Source organism: Rhizobium oryzicola, from assembly GCF_030504645.1.
GTDB lineage: Bacteria > Pseudomonadota > Alphaproteobacteria > Rhizobiales > Rhizobiaceae > Neorhizobium > Neorhizobium oryzicola.
The window spans coordinates 154772-175065 of sequence record NZ_JAUKWQ010000005.1 but is presented as its reverse complement, the minus strand read 5'-3'; the positions used below and the strand labels follow the sequence as shown (position 1 = coordinate 175065).

Genomic DNA, 20294 nt, shown 5'->3' with positions numbered 1-20294 from the left:
GCTGGCGATCTCATAGATAATTCTTGGGAATTATCCCTTTTATCCAGCGCTGTAGGGTATGGTCATACCAGCCAGATCCCATCCGAGATCTGCGCGCTGACCCCTGCTTTGTTTTCGGCACTTTCGGAAAAGCCGGCCAAGGCGGCAGCCTTGCTCATGCCGTGGTTAAGCTGATCAATCCAGAAGGCGGTTCCGCCCGCGTCGCCTGTGCGGTGCAGGATGTTCTGGTACAGGGTCGCGACGAGAGAGGCACTCGACATTTTTCCTCCATAGAGGCCGTTGAACTCCTTGGAGTTCACGAAGGCGTCGGAGACGGATGTCAGGGATGCATTATTATCGAGAGCCTTCGTCCAGTAGGACAGGCCCTGCGCATCCGGCGCACGATTGAACGCCGCCTTATAGAGTCGATAGGCCGCGCCGGCATTGCCGTTGACATCGAAGGCTAGGGTCCCGTCATCGAACTTCAGGCGTGCGATGTCGATCAAGTGATCCGTGCCCGTCGATGGACTGCTCACAACGATGCCTTGCGCATCGCGTGAGATCTGATAGCTGCTTTTCAGTCCGGCATAGACCACCGTGTCGCGGCCGCCACCGCCGACCAGCGTATCATTACCGCCATGGCCGATGAGCGTATCGTTTCCAGGCCCGCCGTTGAGAATGTTCGCGGCGGCGTTGCCTGTCAGAACATTGGCTTGCGCATTGCCAGTCCCGTTGATTGCCGCGGTGCCTGTCAGGGTCAGGTTTGCCTGCCCATCCTGCAACGTCGTGCTCTTGTCGGACACGACATCCATGGTGCCCGTGGACGGCACGGAATAGGCGCGGATATAGTCGATTTTCATGTCGGCGCCGGTGAAGCTGGCATCGGGATTGCCGGGCCAGTAGCCGCCGATCGCGAGATTGGCCAGCAGGAACATGGGCTTGTTCATGTCCGGCGGGGTCGCGGTGCGGAAGACTTCGCTGCCGTCCAGGTACCAGACCAGCTGATCCTTGGTCCAGAGTACGCCATAAGTATGCATCCCGGCGGTGATGTCACCGGCCCAGGACGCAACAGCAGTCTGGGTATGCTTGCCGGTGCTGTTGGAGTGGGCCGTGTGGTAGATGGTCGATCTATCGCCGACGGCTTCGATCACGTCCAGCTCCGGTGGCCAGGAACCATCAGCTGGTAGCAGCCAGAAGGCAGGCCAGACACCTTTGCCAGCGGGCAGCTCGGCCTTCATTTCGAAATAGCCATAGAGTTGCGAGAAGGAGCCGCGCGACGAAATCATGCCGGATGTGTATTGCAGGCCGGTAGCCGCCTGCACGGCAGCGCTGGCGCGCTCCGCATGAATGTTCAACACGCCATCGCTGACGGAAAAGGGATCGACGCCAAAGCCCCGATAGGTCCTGTCGACATAGACTTCCAACTCGCCATTCGAAGCGAGCGTGTGTCCCGTCGGTCCATCGGAATAGGATGTGCGCCAGGGGCCGCCATCCATTTTGAGCTTCAGCGTGTCGAACTCATCCGCAAAGGTCAGCTTCATGCGGTTGGTATCAACGCCGTACTGAAAATTACCGGCCGAAAAATCTGCAAGTCGATGGCTCTTGAAGGTGATGCTGTCATCCTGTCCGAGCTGGAGGATGACATCGCTACCATTCTGGCGCATACGCGCCATCACATCGGCGAATGAATAGAGACCGAACTGGCCGATCTGCGCCATGTCGCCGCCGGAGCCTGTCTGGAAGTCGGTGATGACATCCTTACCGTCACCGGGCCGGAAGATGAAAACATCCGCCCCGCCACCGCCCGTCAGGGTGTCGTTGCCCTTGCCGCCATAAAGCTGCTGGCGGCCATCTCCGCCTGTGATCACATTGTCCCCGTCATTGCCGACGCCATAGATGTTGGCGTTCAAGACCTTTAGGTTTTCGACATTGGCCGGAAGCGTAAAGTTCTGATAGGCGACCACGGTATCATTGCCGCCGTTGGGCTGTTCGATAATCGTGTTCTGCCAGTTCTTCACATAGTAGGTGTCGTCGCCGGCACCGCCGATCAGGGTCGTCTGGCCGTCGAAACCGCCAAGGTCATCATTGCCTGATGTACCGGTCAACGTTAGCCCCGCAGCCGTCGCCCACTGGTTCACGCCCTTGATCGTTGAAGCCATATCATCACCACGCCGCCGACCCATGCGGCAGACTTTTTAAAGTGACGGCGCGCAGGCCGCCCCGTCCTAGGAAGTGATACAGTATCAACTAACACTTTAAAGAGTGCTAATGTTGCGGCGCAAAGGCATCAGCTCTCTTGCGCGACAAGAAACATCGGTCCGCCTTTGTGCGCGGGAAAGCCATAGCCGTTGATCATCACGAGATCGATGTCACTGGCGCGGGCGGCGATCCCTTCATCGAGAAGCGCTTGGCCTTCATCTGCCATGGCCGTCAGAAGCCGCTCCAAAATCTCAGACCCTGAAAACGTCTTCGGTGTGATGCCCTTGGCTGCACGGCAGACTTCGATCAGGGCCGTCACATCCGGATCGATCTCCCGCTTGCCATCCGCATAGCGATACCAGCCGAGCCCTGCCTTCTGGCCGAAGCGTCCTGCCTGGCAGAGCCGGTCGGCGATTTCGACATAGCGATCTGACGGATTGCGCGTTGCCGCCTGCCGCTTGCGCCGTGCCCAGGCGATTTCCAGCCCCGCCATGTCATAGACGGCAAAAAGCCCCATGGGGAAACCGAAGGCTTCCAGCACCGCGTCGATCTCATGGGGCAGGGCACCGTCTTCCAAGAGATATTCCGCCTCACGCCGATAGGCAGAGAAGATGCGGTTACCGATGAAGCCTTCCGTGACGCCTGTCACGATGGCCAGCTTGCGCATACGCTTGGCAACACCAAGACCTGTGGCCAGAACCTCTGGCGCTGTCTTGGCGCAGTTCACCACCTCGACCAGCCGCATGATGTTGGCTGGCGAGAAGAAATGCAGGCCCAGAACACGTGCGGGATGCGCGGTCGCTGCGGCAATCTCGTCCGGGTTCAGGTAGCTGGTATTGGTCGCGAGAATCGCATCCGGCCGCAGCACCTTGTCCAAGCGCTGGAACAGATCGACCTTGACGGCGAGATCATCGAACACCGCCTCGATGACGAGATCTGAGCGCGAGAGATCGGCATCATCAGCGGTGACCGTGAGACGCAACGCCTGTACGTCTCGTTTCTCAGTGCTCATGCGGCCGCTCTTGACGGCGCGATCCAGCAGCCCCAGGACGCGCTCGCGGCCCTTGTCAGCTGCGTCAGCCGTCTGCTCCAGACCGATCACCCGGTAGCCGGCGGAAAGGGCCGCGACCGCGATGCCGCTGCCCATCAGGCCGAGGCCCGCAATGCCGATCGTTTCCACGGGACGCGGCGAAACGCCTTCAAGACCAGCCACTTTGCCGGCCTCGCGTTCTGCGAAAAACACATGGCGCAGCGCCTTGCTTTCCTGGCCATCGCGTAGGCGCAGGAAGGTCTGCCGCTCCTCTGCCAGACCGCTTGCCAAAGGCTCGCTGCTGGCGATCCTCACCAGATGCGCGATCTCAACAGGCGCCGTTTGGCCACGCGCTTTGGCAACAATCTTCGCTTCCGCCTCTGCAAATGCCGCTGCGTTCAGATCAGGCGCAGGAAGCGCGCCGGTACGCCGCAGAGGATGCGCAGCGAAGGTGCGCGCCAGAGCGCAGGAGATCTCCAAAAGATCGCCCTCCACCACCTCGTCGAGAACGCCGAGCAGCTTGGCTTCCGCGGCCTTCACCGTGCGCCCGGAGGCGATCATTTCCAGTGCCGCCAGAGCGCCGATGAGACGCGGCAGACGCTGCGTGCCACCAGCACCCGGTACCAATCCAAGTTTCACCTCGGGCAGCGCGACCGTGGCGGAGGAGAGCGCAACGCGACCATGGCAGGCAAGCGCCACTTCCAGCCCGCCGCCCAAGGCAGCGCCATTCAGGGCGGCAATGACCGGCTTTCCATAGGCTTCGATGGCGTCGATCACATCAGGCAGGATCGGTTCGACCGGCGGCTTGCCGAACTCGCGGATGTCGGCGCCACCGATAAAGGTCTTGCCCGCTGCCGCGATCACGATCCCGGTAACGGATTGGTCATCGCGGGCAGCGTCGAGCGCTGCCATCAGGCCTTTGCGCACATCCGCCGAGGTGGCGTTGACCGGCGGATTGTCGATCGTCAGCTCAAGAATGCCGTCACGCATGTCACCTGAAATCGTCTGCGAATAGGCAAGGCCCGGCATGGCTTCCATCCTTATTCCGGAATGACGGCAATCGCCTGGATTTCGATCTTGGCGCGGTCCTCCATAAGGGCCACCACCTGCACCGCTGCCATGGCCGGGAAATGCCGCCCGATGATCTCGCGGTATGCTTGGCCGATGCCCTTCAGATTGGCGAGATATTCCTGCTTGTCGGTGAAATACCAGGTCATGGTGGTGATGTGTTCCGGCCGTGCCCCGGCCTCCGCCAATACCGCGACAATGTTCTCCAGCGTCTGGCGCACCTGGCCGACAATGTCATCGGTCTCGAACTCACACTGGCCGTTCCAGCCGATCTGACCGCCCACATAGACCTGACGGCCGCTGGCCGCGACGCCGTTGGCATAGCCGATCGGCTTGGCCCAGCCCTCGGGCTGCAGAATGGTATGCGTCATCAAGGTCTCCAGTCTTTTCAGGTCTTCAACAGTTCGCGGGCGATGATGAGTTTCTGCACTTCAGTGGCACCTTCGTAGATGCGCAGCGCCCGGATCTCGCGGTAGAGTTTTTCCACCGTCTCACCGGAGCGCACGCCGCGGCCACCGAACATCTGCACGGCGCGGTCGATCACCTTCTGCGCGTTTTCCGTGGCGATCATTTTCGCCATGGCTGCTTCCTTGGTGGTGGGCAGGCCCTGCACGTCGCGTCGCCAGGCAGCGCGGTAGGTGAGGAGCGCGCCGGCATCGATATCAGCCGCCATGTCGCCTAATGCAGCCTGCGTCAGTTGCAGGTCGGACAGGTGAGCACCGAACATCGGTCGGCTTCTGGCATGGGTCAGTGCTTCGTCCAAGGCGCGGCGCGCAAAGCCAAGCGATGCCGCCGCAACGGAGGCGCGGAAGATATCGAGCGTGCGCATGGCGATCTTGAAGCCTTCGCCCGGATTGCCGAGCAGGCGCGTCGCCGGGATGCGGCAGTTCTCGAAGCGGATGGTGGCCAGCGGATGCGGCGCGATCACGTCGATCCGCTCGGCAATGGAGAAACCAGGATCATCGGCGAAAACGACAAAGGCGGAAATGCCCCGCGTGCCGGGCGCTTCGCCCGTGCGGGCAAAGACGGTGTAGACATCAGCAATGCCGCCGTTGGAAATCCAGGTTTTCTCGCCATCCAAAACAAAGTGATCGCCCTCACGGCGGGCGGCGCATTGCATGGCGGCGACATCCGATCCGGCCTCCTTTTCGGAGAGCGCGAATGCGGAAATCCACTCGCCCTTCTGAACCTTGGGCAGCACGGCCTGTTTCAGTTCGTCCGAGCCCACCAGCCCGATGGCGCCGGTTCCAAGCCCCTGCATGGCGAAGGCGAAATCCGCCAGCCCATCGTGCCAGGCCAGCATTTCGCGGGTCAGGCACACACTGCGGGAATCGATGGGCGTGGTTCCGCCTGAACCTGTGGCGGCATCCAGCAGCCCGGCTTGACCGAGCGCGCGCACGAAGGTGCGGCAGGTCTTGTCCGTATTAGAATGATCGACGGCTGCGAAGACATCGGACTTGGCAAAAGCCGCGATGCGTTCCGCGAGCGCCTTGTGGCTGACATCAAAGAAGGGCCAGTCGAGGTGGTCGAGGTTCGGACCCGTCAAAAGGGTAGGGGCAGCCATAATCAGTTACCCTCGAACTGTGGCTTGCGCTTTTCTGCGAAGGCCTCGAAGGCGCGACGGAAATCGTTCGTCGCCATGCAAATTGCCTGCGCCTGCGCTTCCGATTCCACCAGTTCCTCGATGCCCATGGCCCATTCCTGGTTCAGCATGGTCTTGGTCATGGTATGCGCGAACCACGGCCCGTCGGCCAGCGAATGCGCGAGCTTCAGCGCTTCCGCTTCGAGCGAAGCCGCCTCGTGCAGGGCATTGTAGAACCCCCAGGCGTGGCCCTCGGCAGCAGACATGGCGCGGCCGGTGAACAGCAGCTCCGCCGCGCGGCCCTGACCGATAATGCGCGGAAGAATTCCGCAGGCACCCATGTCAGCACCGGCCAGACCGACGCGGGTGAACAGGAATGCGGTCTTGGCTTCCGGGGTCGCCAGCCGCAGATCGGATGCCATCGCAAGGATCGCCCCGGCGCCTGCGCAAATGCCATCGACGGCCGCGATGATCGGCTGTGGGCATCTGCGCATGGCCTTCACCAGATCGCCGGTCATGCGGGTAAAGGCCAGGAGATCGGGCATGGCCATCTTGGTCAGCGGCTCGATGATCTCGAAGACGTCGCCGCCGGAGGAGAAATTGCCGCCCGCACCACTCAGCACGATCGCTCGGATATCCGAGGCATAAGCGAGATCGCGGAAAAGATCACGCAGCTCCGCATAGCTTTCGAAGGTCAGCGGGTTCTTACGCTCTGGACGATTGAGCGAGATGGTTCCGACGCGTCCATCCTCGCTGACGGACCAGAGAAAATGCTTCGCCTGATAATCCCTGAACGGCCTGCGATATGCGGCCATGGACGGCTGATCCGTATTCATCCTGAAAAGACCTCCCCACCGGCAATCGCGATTGCCTGTCCTGTCATCGATTGCGCGGATGGCGAAGCCAGCCACAGAACGGCGTCTGCAACCTCCTCCGGCATCACCAGCCGTCCTTGCGGATTGTGTTTCGTCAGCTCCTTCAGCGCCTCGTCTTCGCTGCGCCCGGTTTTCTGCATGATCGTTTCGATCGAGCGGCGCACCAGCGGCGTATCGGTAAAGCCTGGGCAGACGGCATTCACCGTCACGCCCGTCTTCGCGAGTTCCAGCGCTAGAGCGCGGGTGAGCCCGATCACCCCATGCTTGGCCGCGACATAGGCAGAAACATAGGCATAACCGGTGAGGCCAGCGGTGGATGCGACATTGATAATGCGCGCGCCATTCCCTCTGGCCTTCAGATCCGGCAGCACCGCCTGTGTCACCGAAAAGACCCCGGTCAGATCCACCGAGAGCACATGGTTCCACTGTTCCAGCGTCGTCTTCTCGAAGGATGCGGTCGGCGCCTCGCCGGCATTGTTGACGAGGATATCGACCGGCCCGAACACCGCACGCGCCTTCGCAAGACCCGCTGCGATGGCCTCAGGGTCAGTCACGTCAAAACCGGACACGGGGTTTGCGGCGCTTGGCTCAAGCCTGTCCGCCAGTGCCTTTAGCGGTTCGGCTCTGCGCCCGGCCAACGTCACCCTGGCACCGGCTTCCGCCAGTGCCACAGCAATCGCAGCACCGATGCCGGAACCGGCACCGGTGACGAGCGCATGACGACCTTCGAGACGGTGGTTGAGGCTCATGATGGGTGATCCCTACTTCGCCGTCTGCCCGGCACGGGCGAGGTTTGTCTCATACTGGCTCTTGCCGGAATAATATTGCTTCGGCCAGGCAATGTCGCTCAAGCCGATGCGGGCTGCCTCATGCAGCGTCCAGGCGGGATCGGCGAGATGCGGACGGGCGACGGCGCAGAGATCGGCGCGACCGGCGGAGATGATCGAGTTGGCGTGATCGGCCTCCGAGATGGCGCCGACGGCAATCGTCGGGATGCCGATCTCGTTGCGGATCTTGTCGGAGAAGGGCGTCTGGAACAGGCGGCCATAGACCGGCTTTTCTTCCTTCCACACCTGACCAGACGAGCAGTCGATCACATCGGCGCCGGCATCCTTGAACATTTTTGCAAAGATTGCCGCATCCTCCGGCGTATTGCCGCCCTCGAACCAGTCATGGCAGGAGAGGCGCACGGAAATCGGCTTGTCTTCGGGCCAGACGGCGCGCACGGCGCGGAAGACTTCCAGCGGATAGCGCGCCCGGTTTGCGTGGCTGCCGCCGTATTCGTCATCGCGCCGGTTGGTCAGCGGCGACAGGAAGGAAGATAGCAGATAGCCGTGGGCTGCGTGGAATTCCAACCAATCGGCACCGGCTTTTGCGGCGCGCTTGGTGGCAGCGACAAAGTCAGCTTTCACCCGGTCCATGTCGGCGCGATCCATCGCCTTCGGCACCTGGCTATTTTTGAGATAGGGCAGGGCGGAGGCCGACAGCAGCGGCCAGGCGCCATCCTCCAGTGGCTGGTCGATGCCATCCCAGGCAAGCTTTGTCGCGCCCTTGCGACCCGCATGGCCGAGCTGGATGCCAACCTTGGCGTTGCTGTTGGCGTGCACGAAATCGGCAAAGCGCTTCCAGCCTTCGATCTGGTCGTCGTTCCAGAGGCCGAGGCAGCCGGGGGTGATGCGCGCATCCGGGGATACGCAGGTCATTTCGGCAAAGACGAGGCCTGCACCGCCCAGTGCACGGGAGCCGAGATGCACCAGATGAAAGTCTCCGAGGACGCCATCCTTAGCGGAGTACATGGCCATTGGCGACACAACGATCCGGTTCGGCAGCGTGACATTGCGCACCGTGTAGGGTGTGAACATCGGCGGCGGCACCTTGCCGTTCTTGCCGGGCGCGATACCGGATTGTTCGGCAAACCAGCGCTCGTAGCCTTCGAGCCAAGTCTTGTCGCGCAGGCGCAGATTCTCGTGGCTGATACGCTGCGAGCGCGTCAGCATGGAATACATGAACTGTTTGGGAGGCAGTGTGTCCGCATAGCGGGTGCCAACCACTTCGAACCATTCCATGGCGTTGCGGGCCGCATTCTGGATGCGGGCGACGTCGACGCGGCGGATTTCCTCGTAGGTCTCAAGGACGGCTGGGATCTTGTCGGTGTCGTGCCCCAGTTTCTGGAACTGGTTGGCGAGTTCGATCGCGTCATCAATGGCAAGCTTCGTGCCGGAGCCGATCGCGAAGTGGGCGGTATGGGCCGCGTCACCCATCAGCACCACATGGCTGTTGCCGTTGAAATGGCTCCACTTGCCGCAGATCAACCGCTGGAAGTTGAGCCAGGCCGAGCCGCGCAGATGACGCGCATTGGTCATCAGCGGCGCGCCTTCCAGGACCTCTGCAAACAGGTCCTGGCAGAAGTCGATCGACTGCTGCTGGTCCATCTCGCCGAGCTTGTGCGCCTGATAGGCTTCTTCGGTCGTCTCTATGATGAAGGTCGAGGTGTTTTCGTCGAACTTGTAGATATGCGCCTGGAACCAGCCATGATCCGTCTTGCGGAAATCGAAGGTGAAGGCGTCGAACAGCTTGTTGGTGCCGAGCCAGATATACCGGTTCGGCCGTACCACCATATCCGGCTGGAAGACATCGGCGTATTTCTGGCGGATGCGGGAGTTGACGCCGTCAGATGCGATGATCAGATCGGCTTCGGGGAAATCCTGATCGCCTTCCGCCTCTGTTTCGAAGACAAGCTGGACGCCCAGCGCCTCGCAACGGCGCTGCAGGATGTTCAGGAGCTTCTTGCGGCCGATGCCGACAAAACCATGACCAGTCGTGCGCTGGCGCATGCCCTTGAACAGAACCTCGATATCGTCCCAGTGATTGAACGCATCTTCGATCTCGGCAGCGCTTTCGGCGTCCCAGGCACGCATGGCCTGCATGGTCGCATCGGAAAACACCACGCCCCAGCCGAAGGTATCGTAAGGGCGGTTGCGCTCCACGACGCGGACATCGTGATCCGGATGGAGCTTCTTCATCAGGAGGGCGAAATAGAGGCCAGCCGGACCTCCGCCGATGCAGACGATGCGCATGCGCATTCCTTCCCTGGGCAATGTGAACGCTGTTCCGATGCGTCATTATTTTAAGTTTAAAATATAGACGCGCGGACAAGCGCGTCAAGCGGAATCTCTGCATGGCTTGCCATCAGGAAGGACAGGTGTTGGCGGCTTGCGTAAACGCTTGGCACACCACAAATCAGCTTGGTGTTTGACGCTTTTCAAGGAGAAGCGGACACTGTAACGGTCGCGGCAGTGACCGTCGGCATGACGAGCAGAGGAACAAGGCGATGGATCTGAAAACACGCACACGCGTAACCGGCGCCACGGGCAAGATGGCGCGCCATGGACATGCAAGTCTGGTCACGGAAACCGGCGGAACGCTCGATGTCGTGACCGGCGTTTCAGATCCTGGCTTCAACCCGTTGGATCTTCTCTACGCATCGCTCGCCGCCTGCCTGGTGCTGAGCGTGAAGGGAGCGGTGAACCGGCTACAGTTCGCAGATCGATTCGTGGACGTTTCGGCTCATGTGAACGGCGAGAAGGCCCACGAGGGGCCTTCAAGGGTTGAGACGATCCATGCCAAACTCACCGTCAATGGTGACTTTTCGGAGCTCGAGCGTCAGGAAATTGCCAAGCTCGCCAAGGAGCTTTGCACCGTCAGCAATACGCTGGCTCTCACCCCCGCCATCCACGTCAGTGTCGAATCGGCCTGACGATTATTCATCGTCATCGTCGGGGATGTGCGTATCGACGCCGGCGAGCGTCAGGTTGTTGACGACCTTACTGACACCCGGCATGCGCCGCACATGGCCGATCAGTCGGCGCATGGTATCGTCGTCATCGATGGTACCTTCCAGCGTCACCGTGGTGCCATCGGCGCGAATGTCGATGGTTTCCAGCGGAACGAGATCCAGTGCATCGATGGCATCGGTCACGCGCTCTTCAAGGTCGTCGTCGTCCTCCAGGCCTTGAGTGGCCGGTGTCGCGCGATCCTTGATGCGTTCTTCCAGACCGGTCTCGTCGGCGCTGTCGACCATGAAGCCCTTGTTGCGTTCGCGGTCGAAATTGGCGGAAGGGTCACCATAGGCGGCATTGTCCACCGCGCCGGCGGTCGCCCCCGCCTGATCGGCATAGGGCCAGCCGTCGTCGATATTGCGGGTATCGTAATCGCGATAGTCTTCCTCGCGAGACAGATTGTTGACGTTCTTCTTGGACGACATGTCAGCCTCCTGGTTTGGTCGGAGGCATAACGTTCGGCAGCCGAGTTGGTTCGCTGATTACGTGTTTTGCTTCTCCCACTTTTTCGTCAGGCGCTCGCGTTTCAGGCGGGAGAGCCGTTTCAGCCAGAAGATACCGTCGAGCTGATCGATCTCGTGCTGGATGCAGATAGCGAGAAATCCGTCCGCATCCGCCTCATGCAGGGTGCCCGTCAGATCCTGGTATCGGTAGCGGATGGTGCCAGGGCGTTCGATCTCTTCCGTGAAACCCGGCATCGACACGCTGCCCTCGGTATTGCGACTGAGCGTTTGTCCAAACGACAGGATCTCCGGGTTAACAAGCACGAGCCGGGAAGCCTCGCCGGAAAGCTCGATCACCGTCACCCGCTGTGGGACGCCGATGTGGGCTGCGGTGATTCCAACCCCCGGCGCCGCATGCATGGTCTCCGTAAGATCCTCGACAAGCTGGCGAAGCGCCTCGTCGAAATGGATGACGGGTTCGCAGGGCGTCGAAAGGCCGGAATGCGGATATTTGAGGATGGGTCTGACAGCCACGGGCAAGTCCGTTCGAGGATAAGGCAGATGATTGCAACCGAACCGGCGGAAACGCTGGACCGGCGTCTTCTATTGTTCTAGCAGGGATCTGTTCGACTTGCAGCGCCTTGGCAAGCCGGTGCTATCCAATTGTTGACAATCAGGTTTCGGCATTCATTCTGCCTCCGGCTTCCGGTCGGCAGAAACAGTGAGCGAGGATGCGGCTATGTCCAATATCGAAGAAGACCGTCCGCGCGCTCATCACGAAGAAACCCACGACGATATCTATGCTGAAAACGGCTCCATCAGGGCCGATTTTCTCGCGATGGTTGGCGCAGCCATTGGTGACCGCGACATTCTTTTCCTGCGCAAGCACGTCGCCGAACTGCATGAATCCGAACTCGGCGACCTGCTCGAATCGATCCTGCCTGAACAGCGCATGGCGCTGGTGCGTCTGCTTGGCAACGATTTCGACCTGACGGCGCTGACCGAGGTCGACGAAACCATCCGTATGGAAATCGTCGACCAGATGCCGAACGCACAGATTGCGGCGGCTATCGGCGAGCTCGATTCGGACGACGCCGTCTACATTCTGGAAGATCTGGACCAGGAAGACCGCGAAGAAATCCTGGCGCAGCTGCCGTTTACGGAGCGGGTGCGCCTGCGCCGCGCACTGGATTATCCGGAAAGCTCCGCCGGTCGCCGCATGCAGACGGAATTCGTCGCCGTGCCGCCGTTTTGGACGGTCGGCCAGACGATCGACTACATGCGCGACGAGGAGGAACTGCCGGAAAGCTTTACGCAGATCTTCGTGATCGACCCCACCTTCAAGCTGCTCGGCGTTGTCGATCTCGACCGGATTCTGCGCACCAAGCGTCCGGTGAAGATCGAAGCCATCATGCGGGAGACGAATTATCCGATCCCCGCCGACATGGACCAGGAAGAGGCCGCACAGCTCTTCGAGCAATATGACCTTCTGTCCGCAGCAGTGGTGGATGAAAACGGACGGCTTGTCGGCGTGCTCACCATCGATGACGTGGTCGACGTCATCCAGGAAGAGGCCGAAGAGGACATCATGCGCCTCGGCGGTGTCGGTGACGAAGAACTGTCCGACACAGTCATGACCACCTCGCGCTCGCGCGTGCCCTGGCTGCTCGTCAACCTGCTCACGGCTATCCTGGCGGCATCCGTGATCTCCCTATTTGACGCGACGATTGAAAAAATTGTCGCGCTCGCGGTGCTGATGCCGATTGTCGCCGGCATGGGCGGCAATGCCGCGTCCCAGACCATGACCGTGACGGTGCGCGCGCTTGCGACGCGTGATCTCGACATTCATAACGCGGCGCGCATCGTGCGTCGTGAGGCCGGTGTCGGGCTTTTGAACGGGGCAATCTTCGGCGTGCTGATCGGCGTGGTGGCCGGGCTGTGGTTCCAGGATGTCAATATCGGCGGCATCATCGCCTCCGCCATGCTGATCAACATGATGGCCGCAGCGCTGGCTGGCATCATGATTCCGCTGATCCTGGACAAGGTCGGCGTGGATCCGGCCGTGGCGTCCGCCGTCTTCGTAACGACAGTCACCGATGTGACAGGCTTCTTCTCATTTCTGGGTTTGGCCACCTGGTGGTTCGCCATCGGCAAGTGAGCCAAAATTGACTGTTACGTAAAAGTCAATTATTGTGACGCTTCACTGACAGGACGTGCGGCGTGAACAAATACTATTCCATCACAGAGCTAACGCGGGAATTCGGGGTTTCCACCCGCACACTGCGTTTCTACGAAGATGAAGGCCTGATCCATCCGGAGCGACGTGGCCGCACGCGTCTCTATCGTGCCGCGGATCGCCGACTGATCGGGGAAATCCTGCGTGGCCGGCGTATCGGTTTCACGATTGCAGAGATCCGCGAAATCATTCAGGTCTACAAGGAGCCGCCCGGCGAACTCGGTCAGCTCAAGCTACTGATGAAGCGTGTGGACGAAAAGCGCGAAGAGCTGCGCCAGAAGCGCAAGGACATCGACGACACCCTGAGCGAGCTCGACAATGTCGAAGAGGCGTGTCTCACGCGCCTCGCGGAAATCGGCGTCGGCACCTGACATCCTATTTGCTTTCGGCTGGCACTTCCCGGCTCGACATTGAACATTCCATCGCCAGGGACTGAACCCGCTCATCCGTTGCGGGATTGATTTCCCGACGGTTCAAGGGCTCGAAAAGCGATTGTTGGATCAGCTTGTCCTTCGTGCACCCACAGAAGCTCTGGCACATGCCGACCTCATTGCCGCCGCCAACACAGCTTGCCGTGCAGCTGCGCATGTATGCCGCTACTGGGTCAGGTGCTGGGGCAGGATGGACCAGCGAGAATAGATAGACGAGGCCGATCAGCACTGGCTGGTGCACCAAATAAAAGACGAGGCTGTGCTGGCCTGCCTTGGTGAGAAGGTTTGCCTTTGCCTGTAAACCCGCCAGCCTTGGAAACGCGCCGGCACGCTTGAGAAACCCAGCGACGGCCAATCCAGCCAGCGGAGAAGCCAGCCACGGAAAGATCGGCACGAAATCGTTAGAGCGAGGAATGGCCGCTCCGAATCCTGTCCACGCGAGATACTTTGGATCGAGCGCCGGGAAACTGATGACGCCCGGCAGAATGTAATGATCGAGAACCATGCCGCTGATCAAAAGTAGCGAAGCAATGGCCGGCACGATCGGTGGCAATCCAACGAAGCCCAGCGCGATCAGGCTGGAGACGGTGATGTTGTGCAGGATACCGAAGAAGATCCATTCATCCGGTAGCGCCACATAGGTGCCGATGCTGATTAGCAGAGCGGCGCCTGCAACCATGCCAAGGCGCTTCTGGAACGAGGCCCAGCGGATGCCGTTGCCATGCGCCAGCACGAGGCTGACACCGACCAGAAAGAGGAAGGATGTCGCAATCGCCCGGGCGTAAAGCTTCCAGAGCCCTTGCGTCGCCGTTCCCGGCTCGATGTATCCGAAGAATTCCAGATCCCAGGTGAAGTGATAGGATGCCATCGCAAGGAGAGCGACGCCGCGAAGCGTGTCGATCAGGAGAATGCGGGGGGACCGCTCGGCCGGCGGGGCGAGTGTTTCAACGGACAAGCAAATTCCAATCGCTCAAGAGAGTTCTTCGGCATCCATCAGCGCCAGACGCGCCTCGGAATAGAACTGGCGACGCGTCAAAACGATGACCACGAATACCGTCGTGGCGATGAACATATAGGGCCCGACGAACCAGCCGAGATAGCCGATCGAAAGAAAAATCGTGCGCAGGCCCGAATTGAAGTTGCGGGCGGCGATCACGTTCATGCGGATCACCTTTTCCGCCGCCCGTTCAGCCGCCACGCGGTCCTCGGCAACCTCGGAAGTCAGGGGCAGGGCACCGAACAGAATGGTGCAGTAGTTGAACAGTCGGTAAGCCCAGCCAAACTTGAAAAAGGCGAAGGCGAACATGGCGGTGAGTCCGGCGACCTTCAACTCGAAGGCCATCCTGCCGCTATACTCCACCAGCGGCAGATCGCGCAGGATCATGTCAACGCGATCGGTCGCGCCAAGCAGCGCAAAGCAGCCGCCGATGGCGAAAATGGATGTAGAGGCAAAGAAGGCCGTTCCGTTCTGCAGGCCCGCCAGGATCTGCGTGTCGATCATCCGCAGCTCGCGGCGTAGCGCATTGTGGATCCATTGGCGTCGCCGCGCGATCATGGCCTGGTTCAGGCTCTGGCGCGAAAAGATCTGCCTGCCGCCGGTCGCCCAGGAATAGCCGAACCAGAGAAACAGAAACAATGCGAGAGCGACGTAATCGGCGATTGTCATGGCGTCCGTGCTTGGCTTGTCGGAATTGGGATCTCTTCGCTCTTGCTATGCGTCAGTTCCATACCGATCTCAAGGTGGGCCCGGCCTCTCGGAATTGGGAGATGGACATTTGTCCTCCGGCATAGGAAGTTCCGCGTCGTTTCGGACCGATCCGATGTCGAACGACAGCCAGCGACAGGCTGCTGATCTCGGTAGTTTGACAGCGCCGCATTACTCTCAGGTGGATCATAGAATGTTTCTTTCCGTGTTTGACGTCTTCAAGATCGGCGTTGGCCCGTCCAGCTCGCACACGATGGGACCAATGTCGGCAGCGAATCGGTTTCTTGATCTCATCCTGTCGGATGAGTGGCCAAGACCGGCCGGGCGCCACATCGCTTCCTTGAAGGTCAGCCTGCACGGCTCGCTGGCCTTTACGGGCGTTGGTCACGGCACCGGCCGCGCGGTGATCCTGGGGCTGATGGGCGAGAAGCCGGATACGGTCGATCCCGATCACATGGAATCGATCCTGGAGCAGGTCGAGCGGACTGGAAAGGTGACGCCTCCCGGCCACCCTCCTTATGCATTTTTGCCAAAGACGGACCTGATCTACGACAAGAAGCAGGCACTGCCCGGCCACGCGAACGGCATGAGCATTTCTGCCTACGATAGCGACGAGCGCCTTCTGCTGAAGCGCATCTATTATTCGATCGGCGGCGGTTTCGTGGTGACCGACACGGAACTCGAGGCGATGCGCAACAGCGCCAAGAATCATGTGACGGAGAAGGTGCCTTATCCCTTCGCAACGGCGAAGCAGATGCTCGACATGGCGCGAGGCTCAGGCCTTTCTATTGCCGCCATGAAGCGCGCCAACGAGCTGACGAAGATGAGCGCCGAGGAACTGGATGCCGGACTGGATCGCATCTGGGCGGCCATGGCGAACTGTATCGATCGCGGGCTGAAAGTTGAAGGTATCATGCCGGGTGGTTTGAAGGTGCGCCGTCGCGCCAAGGCGATCCACGACAAACTGAATGAGGAATGGCGCTCCAACCGCATGAACCCGCTGCTCGCCAACGACTGGCTGAGTGTGTATGCCATGGCCGTGAACGAGGAAAATGCCGGTGGCGGCCGCGTGGTGACGGCACCGACCAATGGGGCTGCGGGCGTCATTCCGGCCACAATTCGTTACTTCCTGCATTTCCACGAGGATGCGACGCAAGAAGATGTCCGCACTTTCCTGCTGACGGCGGCAGCGATCGGCGGCATCATCAAGCACAATGCCTCCATCTCGGGCGCCGAAGTCGGCTGTCAGGGCGAAGTGGGGTCGGCGGCAGCCATGGCGGCTGCCGGGCTCGCAGCCGTCATGGATGGCTCCCCCGAGCAGATCGAGAATGCGGCGGAGATCGCGCTGGAGCATCATCTCGGCATGACCTGCGATCCCGTCGCTGGCCTGGTGCAGGTGCCGTGCATCGAACGCAATGCGCTGGGTGCCGTCAAGGCGGTGACAGCAGCTTCGCTGGCGGTGAAAGGCGACGGGCAGCATTTCGTGCCGCTTGATGCCGCCATCGAAACCATGCGTCAGACCGGCAACGACATGAGCGAGAAGTATAAAGAAACCTCGACTGGCGGGTTGGCCGTCAACGTCGTGGAATGTTGAACCTCTTGACCTTCGGTAAAGAAGGCGCTTGATGCGGGCATGGCACTACATCTGATCAAACTTTGCGTCGGCGCGGATTCGATCCAGGATCTCAGGGAATGGGTTGCGGATCGCTGCATGACGGCGATGGCGGCAGGACTTGAACCGCATTCGGTTCACACGACCCGCATGGTTCCCAAGCGGATCGAGGAATTGCTCGATGGCGGCTCGCTCTATTGGGTGATCAAGGGGCAGGTGAGTGCGCGTCAGAGTCTCATCGACATCAAGACCTATACGGGTAGCGACGGAATTGGCCGCTGCGAATTGATACTCGGACCTGAGGTGATTGAGACCGCACCGCAGCCGAAGCGACCATTCCAGGGCTGGCGTTACCTGAAGCCGGAGGACGCTCCGCGCGATCTCGGTTCAATCGGGGAAGACATCACCGAAATCCCGGAACACCTGCGCCGCGAATTGGCTGAGCTGGGGCTTCTGTAAAGCATCGGCACGCGGGGCCGATCACTGTTTGTCTTACCGCAATCGCAGATAAACCGGCGCTCGACCGGCGCGCGTTGCGACATGCAGGTGGATCTGCGCTTCCGGCTGCGCATGGCGCCAGGCACGCGCGCCATGGCTGAGCAACATGGCCACCAGATCGCGCGTGCGGTCCTTCTGGCGGGGAACACCGAGACCCGCAAGCCGCATGGCGGCTTCATGGAGCGGGTGAAGGGCTGCGGCTTTCAATCGCCCCTTGGCACCAAAGGGCGGAGTGAACTCCGTGTTGTTCTCGTTCATCGCCATAACTGACCTCGTACGCAATACAAATCGAGGAACTCGTGTGCAGGTGGATTAAACCTGCGACCCGGCCAAAGCACACGGCCGGGTAAGACTTACTGGAGGGATGCCCAGCACTGGACGCCCTTCTTCTTCAGGGTGTTGCAGGCATTGACCGCTGCCTTCTGGTCATCAAAGCCACCGAACCGGGCGCGATACATCTGGCTGCCACTGGTGTTGACGGCGACTGCAAAAGGTTTGGCGGAACGCAGCACCTGTCCGCCTTTCTCCTGCGCACTCTGCAGGAGATCCATGGCTCCGTCCTTGGACGGAGAAACGCCAATCTGAACAACCCAGCCGTTGGACGGGGCATCACTGGAAGCGGTCTGCGAAGCGCTAGCCGGACGGGTCGATGCTGTCGTGAGAGAATCGGTATCCTGCGTTTCGAGCGCAGATACCTTCTGGGGAATTGCAGCTGGTGGCACGGGAGCGCGCATCTGGGTTGGCTGGCGACCCATTGCTGCGTTCATAGCATCCGCCGCACCGCGCTGTTTGGGCTCTGACGCATAGGCGGAAGCACCGGGAAGACGTTCGTCGTAGCGTGCTGACGGTACCGGACCGCTATTGGGAAGATCCTTCGAAACGGTCTGGCGCGCTTCCGCCACCGGCTGCGCGGGCTCCACGGGAACCGGAGCGGCTGCAGCGACAACGCGGGCAGGGCTGCGCGTCTGCGCAATCAAAGGACTTGCGGCACCTTGGGACGCCTTCGGCATATAGGTCGCCACCAGACGACGCATCTGTGCATCACGCGCGCCGCCGCTGGTGCCGCCGAGAACTACGGCGACGATGGAACGCCCATCCGCCTGAGCCGACGTGACCAGATTGAAGCCGGCGGCATTCGTGTAACCGGTCTTGATTCCGTCGACGCCGCGGACAGTGCCAACGAGACGGTTATGATTGCCGATCACCTGCTTGCCGAAACGGAAGGAGCGGGTGGAGAAGTAGCCGTAATACTGCGGGAAGTGTTGGCGAAGCGCGATACCAAGGCGAGCCTGATCGCGAGCCGTCGTCATCTGTGCCGTATTGGGCAGCCCGTTGGCATTGCGATAGGTCGTGCGCGTCATGCCGAGAGCGCGGGCTTTTGCAGTCATCATCTGCGCAAAGCGACCGTCATTACCGGCAATCTTTTCAGCGAGAGCCGTCGCCATGTCGTTTGCAGAGCGCGTTACGAGAGCAAGGATGGCTTGCTCGACCGTAACACTGCCACCTGGGCGCACACCGAGCTTCGAGGGAGGTTCTGCCGCCGCATGGGCGGAAACTGGTACCGGCGAATCGAGTTTGAGACGACCTGCTTCAAGCGCCTCAAAGGTGAGGTACAGAGTCATCATCTTGGTGAGGGACGCAGGATAGCGAAGCCCATCCGGATCTTCGCTGTAGAGAACCTTGCCGGTCTTGGCATCGACAACGATACCTGCCGACTTGGCTCTCGCGTCCGCAATCTCTGTCGTTGCTGCGAATGACAGGGTGACGGCAAAGACGAATTCAACGACCCGTCCGAAGATCGAAATGCCACCCTTGGGGCTTGAGGTCGTGTTGACTTGATTCAGCACGGCTGCACTCACTCACTTGTTCTTTCGTGTTTTTCTGTCCGGCTGCGCCCCCGCAGCGCCGTTCATGCCACCCTATGCGACTAGCGTTACCAAGTGGTTTATGATGAATGGCTTGTTAGGGAATCCGGCCGCATTTTAGCCACCTGTGCTGGTCGAGGAGACGAGATGGTTCGTGATGAACCGGGTCACGGCACCATCCAACTGGTTCCAGTCCCGCAGGTTTGCGTATGAGAATCGGTAGAGGACGCTGAGGCCGGAGCCCAGATGGATGTCGCGTTGGCAGTCGCCACTGCCGTTAGCATCAGTGTTCTTGGGGATGATGCAACGCACCACGTAATTGGTCGTGCCTGGTCGTGGGGCGGTAAAGATCACCTCGTCTCCATAGCCGCTATCGGGCTTCAGACGATTCAGTGTCAGTCCGTATGGTCCCGTTTCCGGCTTGCCTTCGAACAGCCTGTTATAGATCGGTTCCAGTCTGCCGGACATGTCACGCGACATGGTTGCTTCCGACAGTTGGACAAAGATCAACGATCCGGCATTTCCGACATCGTCAAATTTCCGCTGCAAGGCGGGACTGTAGCCGGTCATTTCGGGCCATGCGAAGTAGAGATTGGTCTGCTCGCTCGGGCCATTCGTCCGTTGTTCGCTGAAGCGAATCGTATTGGCCGGCAGGTTCAGGGTGTCTGATCCGATAGTGATCGCATATTCCTGAGTGCTATCCGTATGACCGCCAAGCGCAAGCTGTCCGCCGTAAGTTCGTGCGGTCACATTGATCGCAAAGGTGAGTGCTGCCATGCCGGCAATCGCCGCTGTAACGCGATAGAGAACACGGTTCGAAATCAGCGGCTGCTCTTCGTGGGAACCGACTGCCATATCCGTCTGCATGAAGCTGCCCCAAAAAGGAAAGCCCGCACCTGATGGCGCGGGCAAGAGCATCTTCGGATATTCGT

General features: G+C 60.4%; 19 protein-coding genes. 5 read left to right on the top strand and 14 right to left on the bottom strand.

Annotated elements, in window-relative coordinates; translation table 11 throughout:
• Positions 1-62: 62 nt before the first annotated feature.
• From Q2T52_RS16795 to Q2T52_RS16765, 7 genes are all read right to left on the bottom strand, one after another.
• Positions 63-2138 (bottom strand): family 16 glycosylhydrolase, encoded by a 2076-nt coding sequence (locus Q2T52_RS16795; RefSeq protein ID WP_302077945.1) that lies wholly within the window; start codon positions 2136-2138, stop codon positions 63-65.
• A 128-nt stretch (positions 2139-2266) separates the two neighbouring features.
• Positions 2267-4237, bottom strand: a complete 1971-nt coding sequence (locus tag Q2T52_RS16790) for a 3-hydroxyacyl-CoA dehydrogenase NAD-binding domain-containing protein (protein ID WP_302078162.1) — start codon at positions 4235-4237, stop codon at positions 2267-2269.
• 11 nt (positions 4238-4248) lie between these two features.
• Positions 4249-4647, bottom strand: coding sequence for a RidA family protein (locus Q2T52_RS16785; protein WP_302077944.1), 399 nt, complete (start codon positions 4645-4647; stop codon positions 4249-4251).
• 17 nt (positions 4648-4664) lie between these two features.
• A complete protein-coding gene (locus Q2T52_RS16780) occupies positions 4665-5840 on the bottom strand; it encodes an acyl-CoA dehydrogenase family protein (RefSeq protein WP_302077943.1) in 1176 nt (391 codons plus the stop codon).
• 2 nt (positions 5841-5842) lie between these two features.
• Entirely contained in the window at positions 5843-6694 is an 852-nt protein-coding gene (locus tag Q2T52_RS16775; protein ID WP_302077942.1) for an enoyl-CoA hydratase family protein, read from the bottom strand.
• Positions 6691-7482 (bottom strand): SDR family NAD(P)-dependent oxidoreductase, encoded by a 792-nt coding sequence (locus tag Q2T52_RS16770; RefSeq protein WP_302077941.1) that lies wholly within the window; start codon positions 7480-7482, stop codon positions 6691-6693. Before Q2T52_RS16770 ends, Q2T52_RS16775 begins: the two co-directional genes overlap by 4 nt.
• A 12-nt stretch (positions 7483-7494) precedes the next feature.
• On the bottom strand, positions 7495-9810 hold the full coding sequence (locus Q2T52_RS16765; protein ID WP_302077939.1) for a bifunctional salicylyl-CoA 5-hydroxylase/oxidoreductase: 2316 nt from the start codon (positions 9808-9810) through the stop codon (positions 7495-7497).
• Positions 9811-10064: 254 nt separating this feature from the next.
• On the opposite strand from Q2T52_RS16765, the gene Q2T52_RS16760 reads away from it, so the two are divergent.
• A complete protein-coding gene (locus Q2T52_RS16760; RefSeq protein WP_302077937.1) occupies positions 10065-10490 on the top strand; it encodes an OsmC family protein in 426 nt (141 codons plus the stop codon).
• 3 nt (positions 10491-10493) lie between these two features.
• On the opposite strand, the gene Q2T52_RS16755 is transcribed toward Q2T52_RS16760, so the two are convergent.
• Together Q2T52_RS16755 and Q2T52_RS16750 are read right to left on the bottom strand one after the other, a co-directional pair.
• On the bottom strand, positions 10494-10997 hold the full coding sequence (locus Q2T52_RS16755; RefSeq protein WP_302077936.1) for a BON domain-containing protein: 504 nt from the start codon (positions 10995-10997) through the stop codon (positions 10494-10496).
• A gap of 57 nt (positions 10998-11054) precedes the next feature.
• On the bottom strand, positions 11055-11549 hold the full coding sequence (locus Q2T52_RS16750) for a peptide deformylase (RefSeq protein ID WP_302077935.1): 495 nt from the start codon (positions 11547-11549) through the stop codon (positions 11055-11057).
• A gap of 205 nt (positions 11550-11754) precedes the next feature.
• Between Q2T52_RS16750 and mgtE the strand changes: the two genes are divergently transcribed.
• Both mgtE and Q2T52_RS16740 read left to right on the top strand, forming a co-directional pair.
• Entirely contained in the window at positions 11755-13173 is a 1419-nt protein-coding gene (gene mgtE, locus Q2T52_RS16745) for a magnesium transporter (RefSeq protein ID WP_302077934.1), read from the top strand.
• Positions 13174-13235: 62 nt separating this feature from the next.
• Positions 13236-13622: a MerR family transcriptional regulator gene (locus Q2T52_RS16740; RefSeq protein WP_302077933.1), complete on the top strand. Its 387-nt coding sequence runs from the start codon at positions 13236-13238 to the stop codon at positions 13620-13622.
• A gap of 4 nt (positions 13623-13626) precedes the next feature.
• On the opposite strand, the gene Q2T52_RS16735 is transcribed toward Q2T52_RS16740, so the two are convergent.
• Together Q2T52_RS16735 and Q2T52_RS16730 are read right to left on the bottom strand one after the other, a co-directional pair.
• The gene (locus Q2T52_RS16735; RefSeq protein ID WP_302077932.1) at positions 13627-14637 is read right to left on the bottom strand and encodes a heparan-alpha-glucosaminide N-acetyltransferase; all 1011 of its coding nucleotides are present in this window, start codon (positions 14635-14637) and stop codon (positions 13627-13629) included.
• A 15-nt stretch (positions 14638-14652) separates the two neighbouring features.
• The gene (locus Q2T52_RS16730; protein ID WP_302077931.1) at positions 14653-15348 is read right to left on the bottom strand and encodes a DUF599 domain-containing protein; all 696 of its coding nucleotides are present in this window, start codon (positions 15346-15348) and stop codon (positions 14653-14655) included.
• A gap of 232 nt (positions 15349-15580) precedes the next feature.
• Here Q2T52_RS16730 and Q2T52_RS16725 point away from each other — a divergent pair, with 232 nt between their 5' ends.
• The gene (locus Q2T52_RS16725; protein WP_302077930.1) at positions 15581-16981 is read left to right on the top strand and encodes an L-serine ammonia-lyase; all 1401 of its coding nucleotides are present in this window, start codon (positions 15581-15583) and stop codon (positions 16979-16981) included.
• A 39-nt stretch (positions 16982-17020) separates the two neighbouring features.
• Positions 17021-17458 carry a DUF1489 family protein gene (locus Q2T52_RS16720; protein WP_302077928.1) on the top strand — a complete coding sequence of 146 codons (438 nt, stop codon included), beginning with the start codon at positions 17021-17023 and terminating at the stop codon, positions 17456-17458.
• A gap of 33 nt (positions 17459-17491) precedes the next feature.
• Here Q2T52_RS16720 and Q2T52_RS16715 read toward each other — a convergent pair whose 3' ends face one another.
• The 3 genes from Q2T52_RS16715 to Q2T52_RS16705 all read right to left on the bottom strand — a co-directional run bounded on the left by Q2T52_RS16715 (position 17492) and on the right by Q2T52_RS16705 (position 20229).
• On the bottom strand, positions 17492-17761 hold the full coding sequence (locus Q2T52_RS16715) for a hypothetical protein (RefSeq protein ID WP_436799548.1): 270 nt from the start codon (positions 17759-17761) through the stop codon (positions 17492-17494).
• Between the two features lie 89 nt (positions 17762-17850).
• Positions 17851-19257 carry a D-alanyl-D-alanine carboxypeptidase gene (locus Q2T52_RS16710; protein WP_302078160.1) on the bottom strand — a complete coding sequence of 469 codons (1407 nt, stop codon included), beginning with the start codon at positions 19255-19257 and terminating at the stop codon, positions 17851-17853.
• Between the two features lie 222 nt (positions 19258-19479).
• The gene (locus tag Q2T52_RS16705) at positions 19480-20229 is read right to left on the bottom strand and encodes a hypothetical protein (RefSeq protein WP_302077927.1); all 750 of its coding nucleotides are present in this window, start codon (positions 20227-20229) and stop codon (positions 19480-19482) included.
• Between the last annotated feature and the right edge of the window lie 65 nt (positions 20230-20294).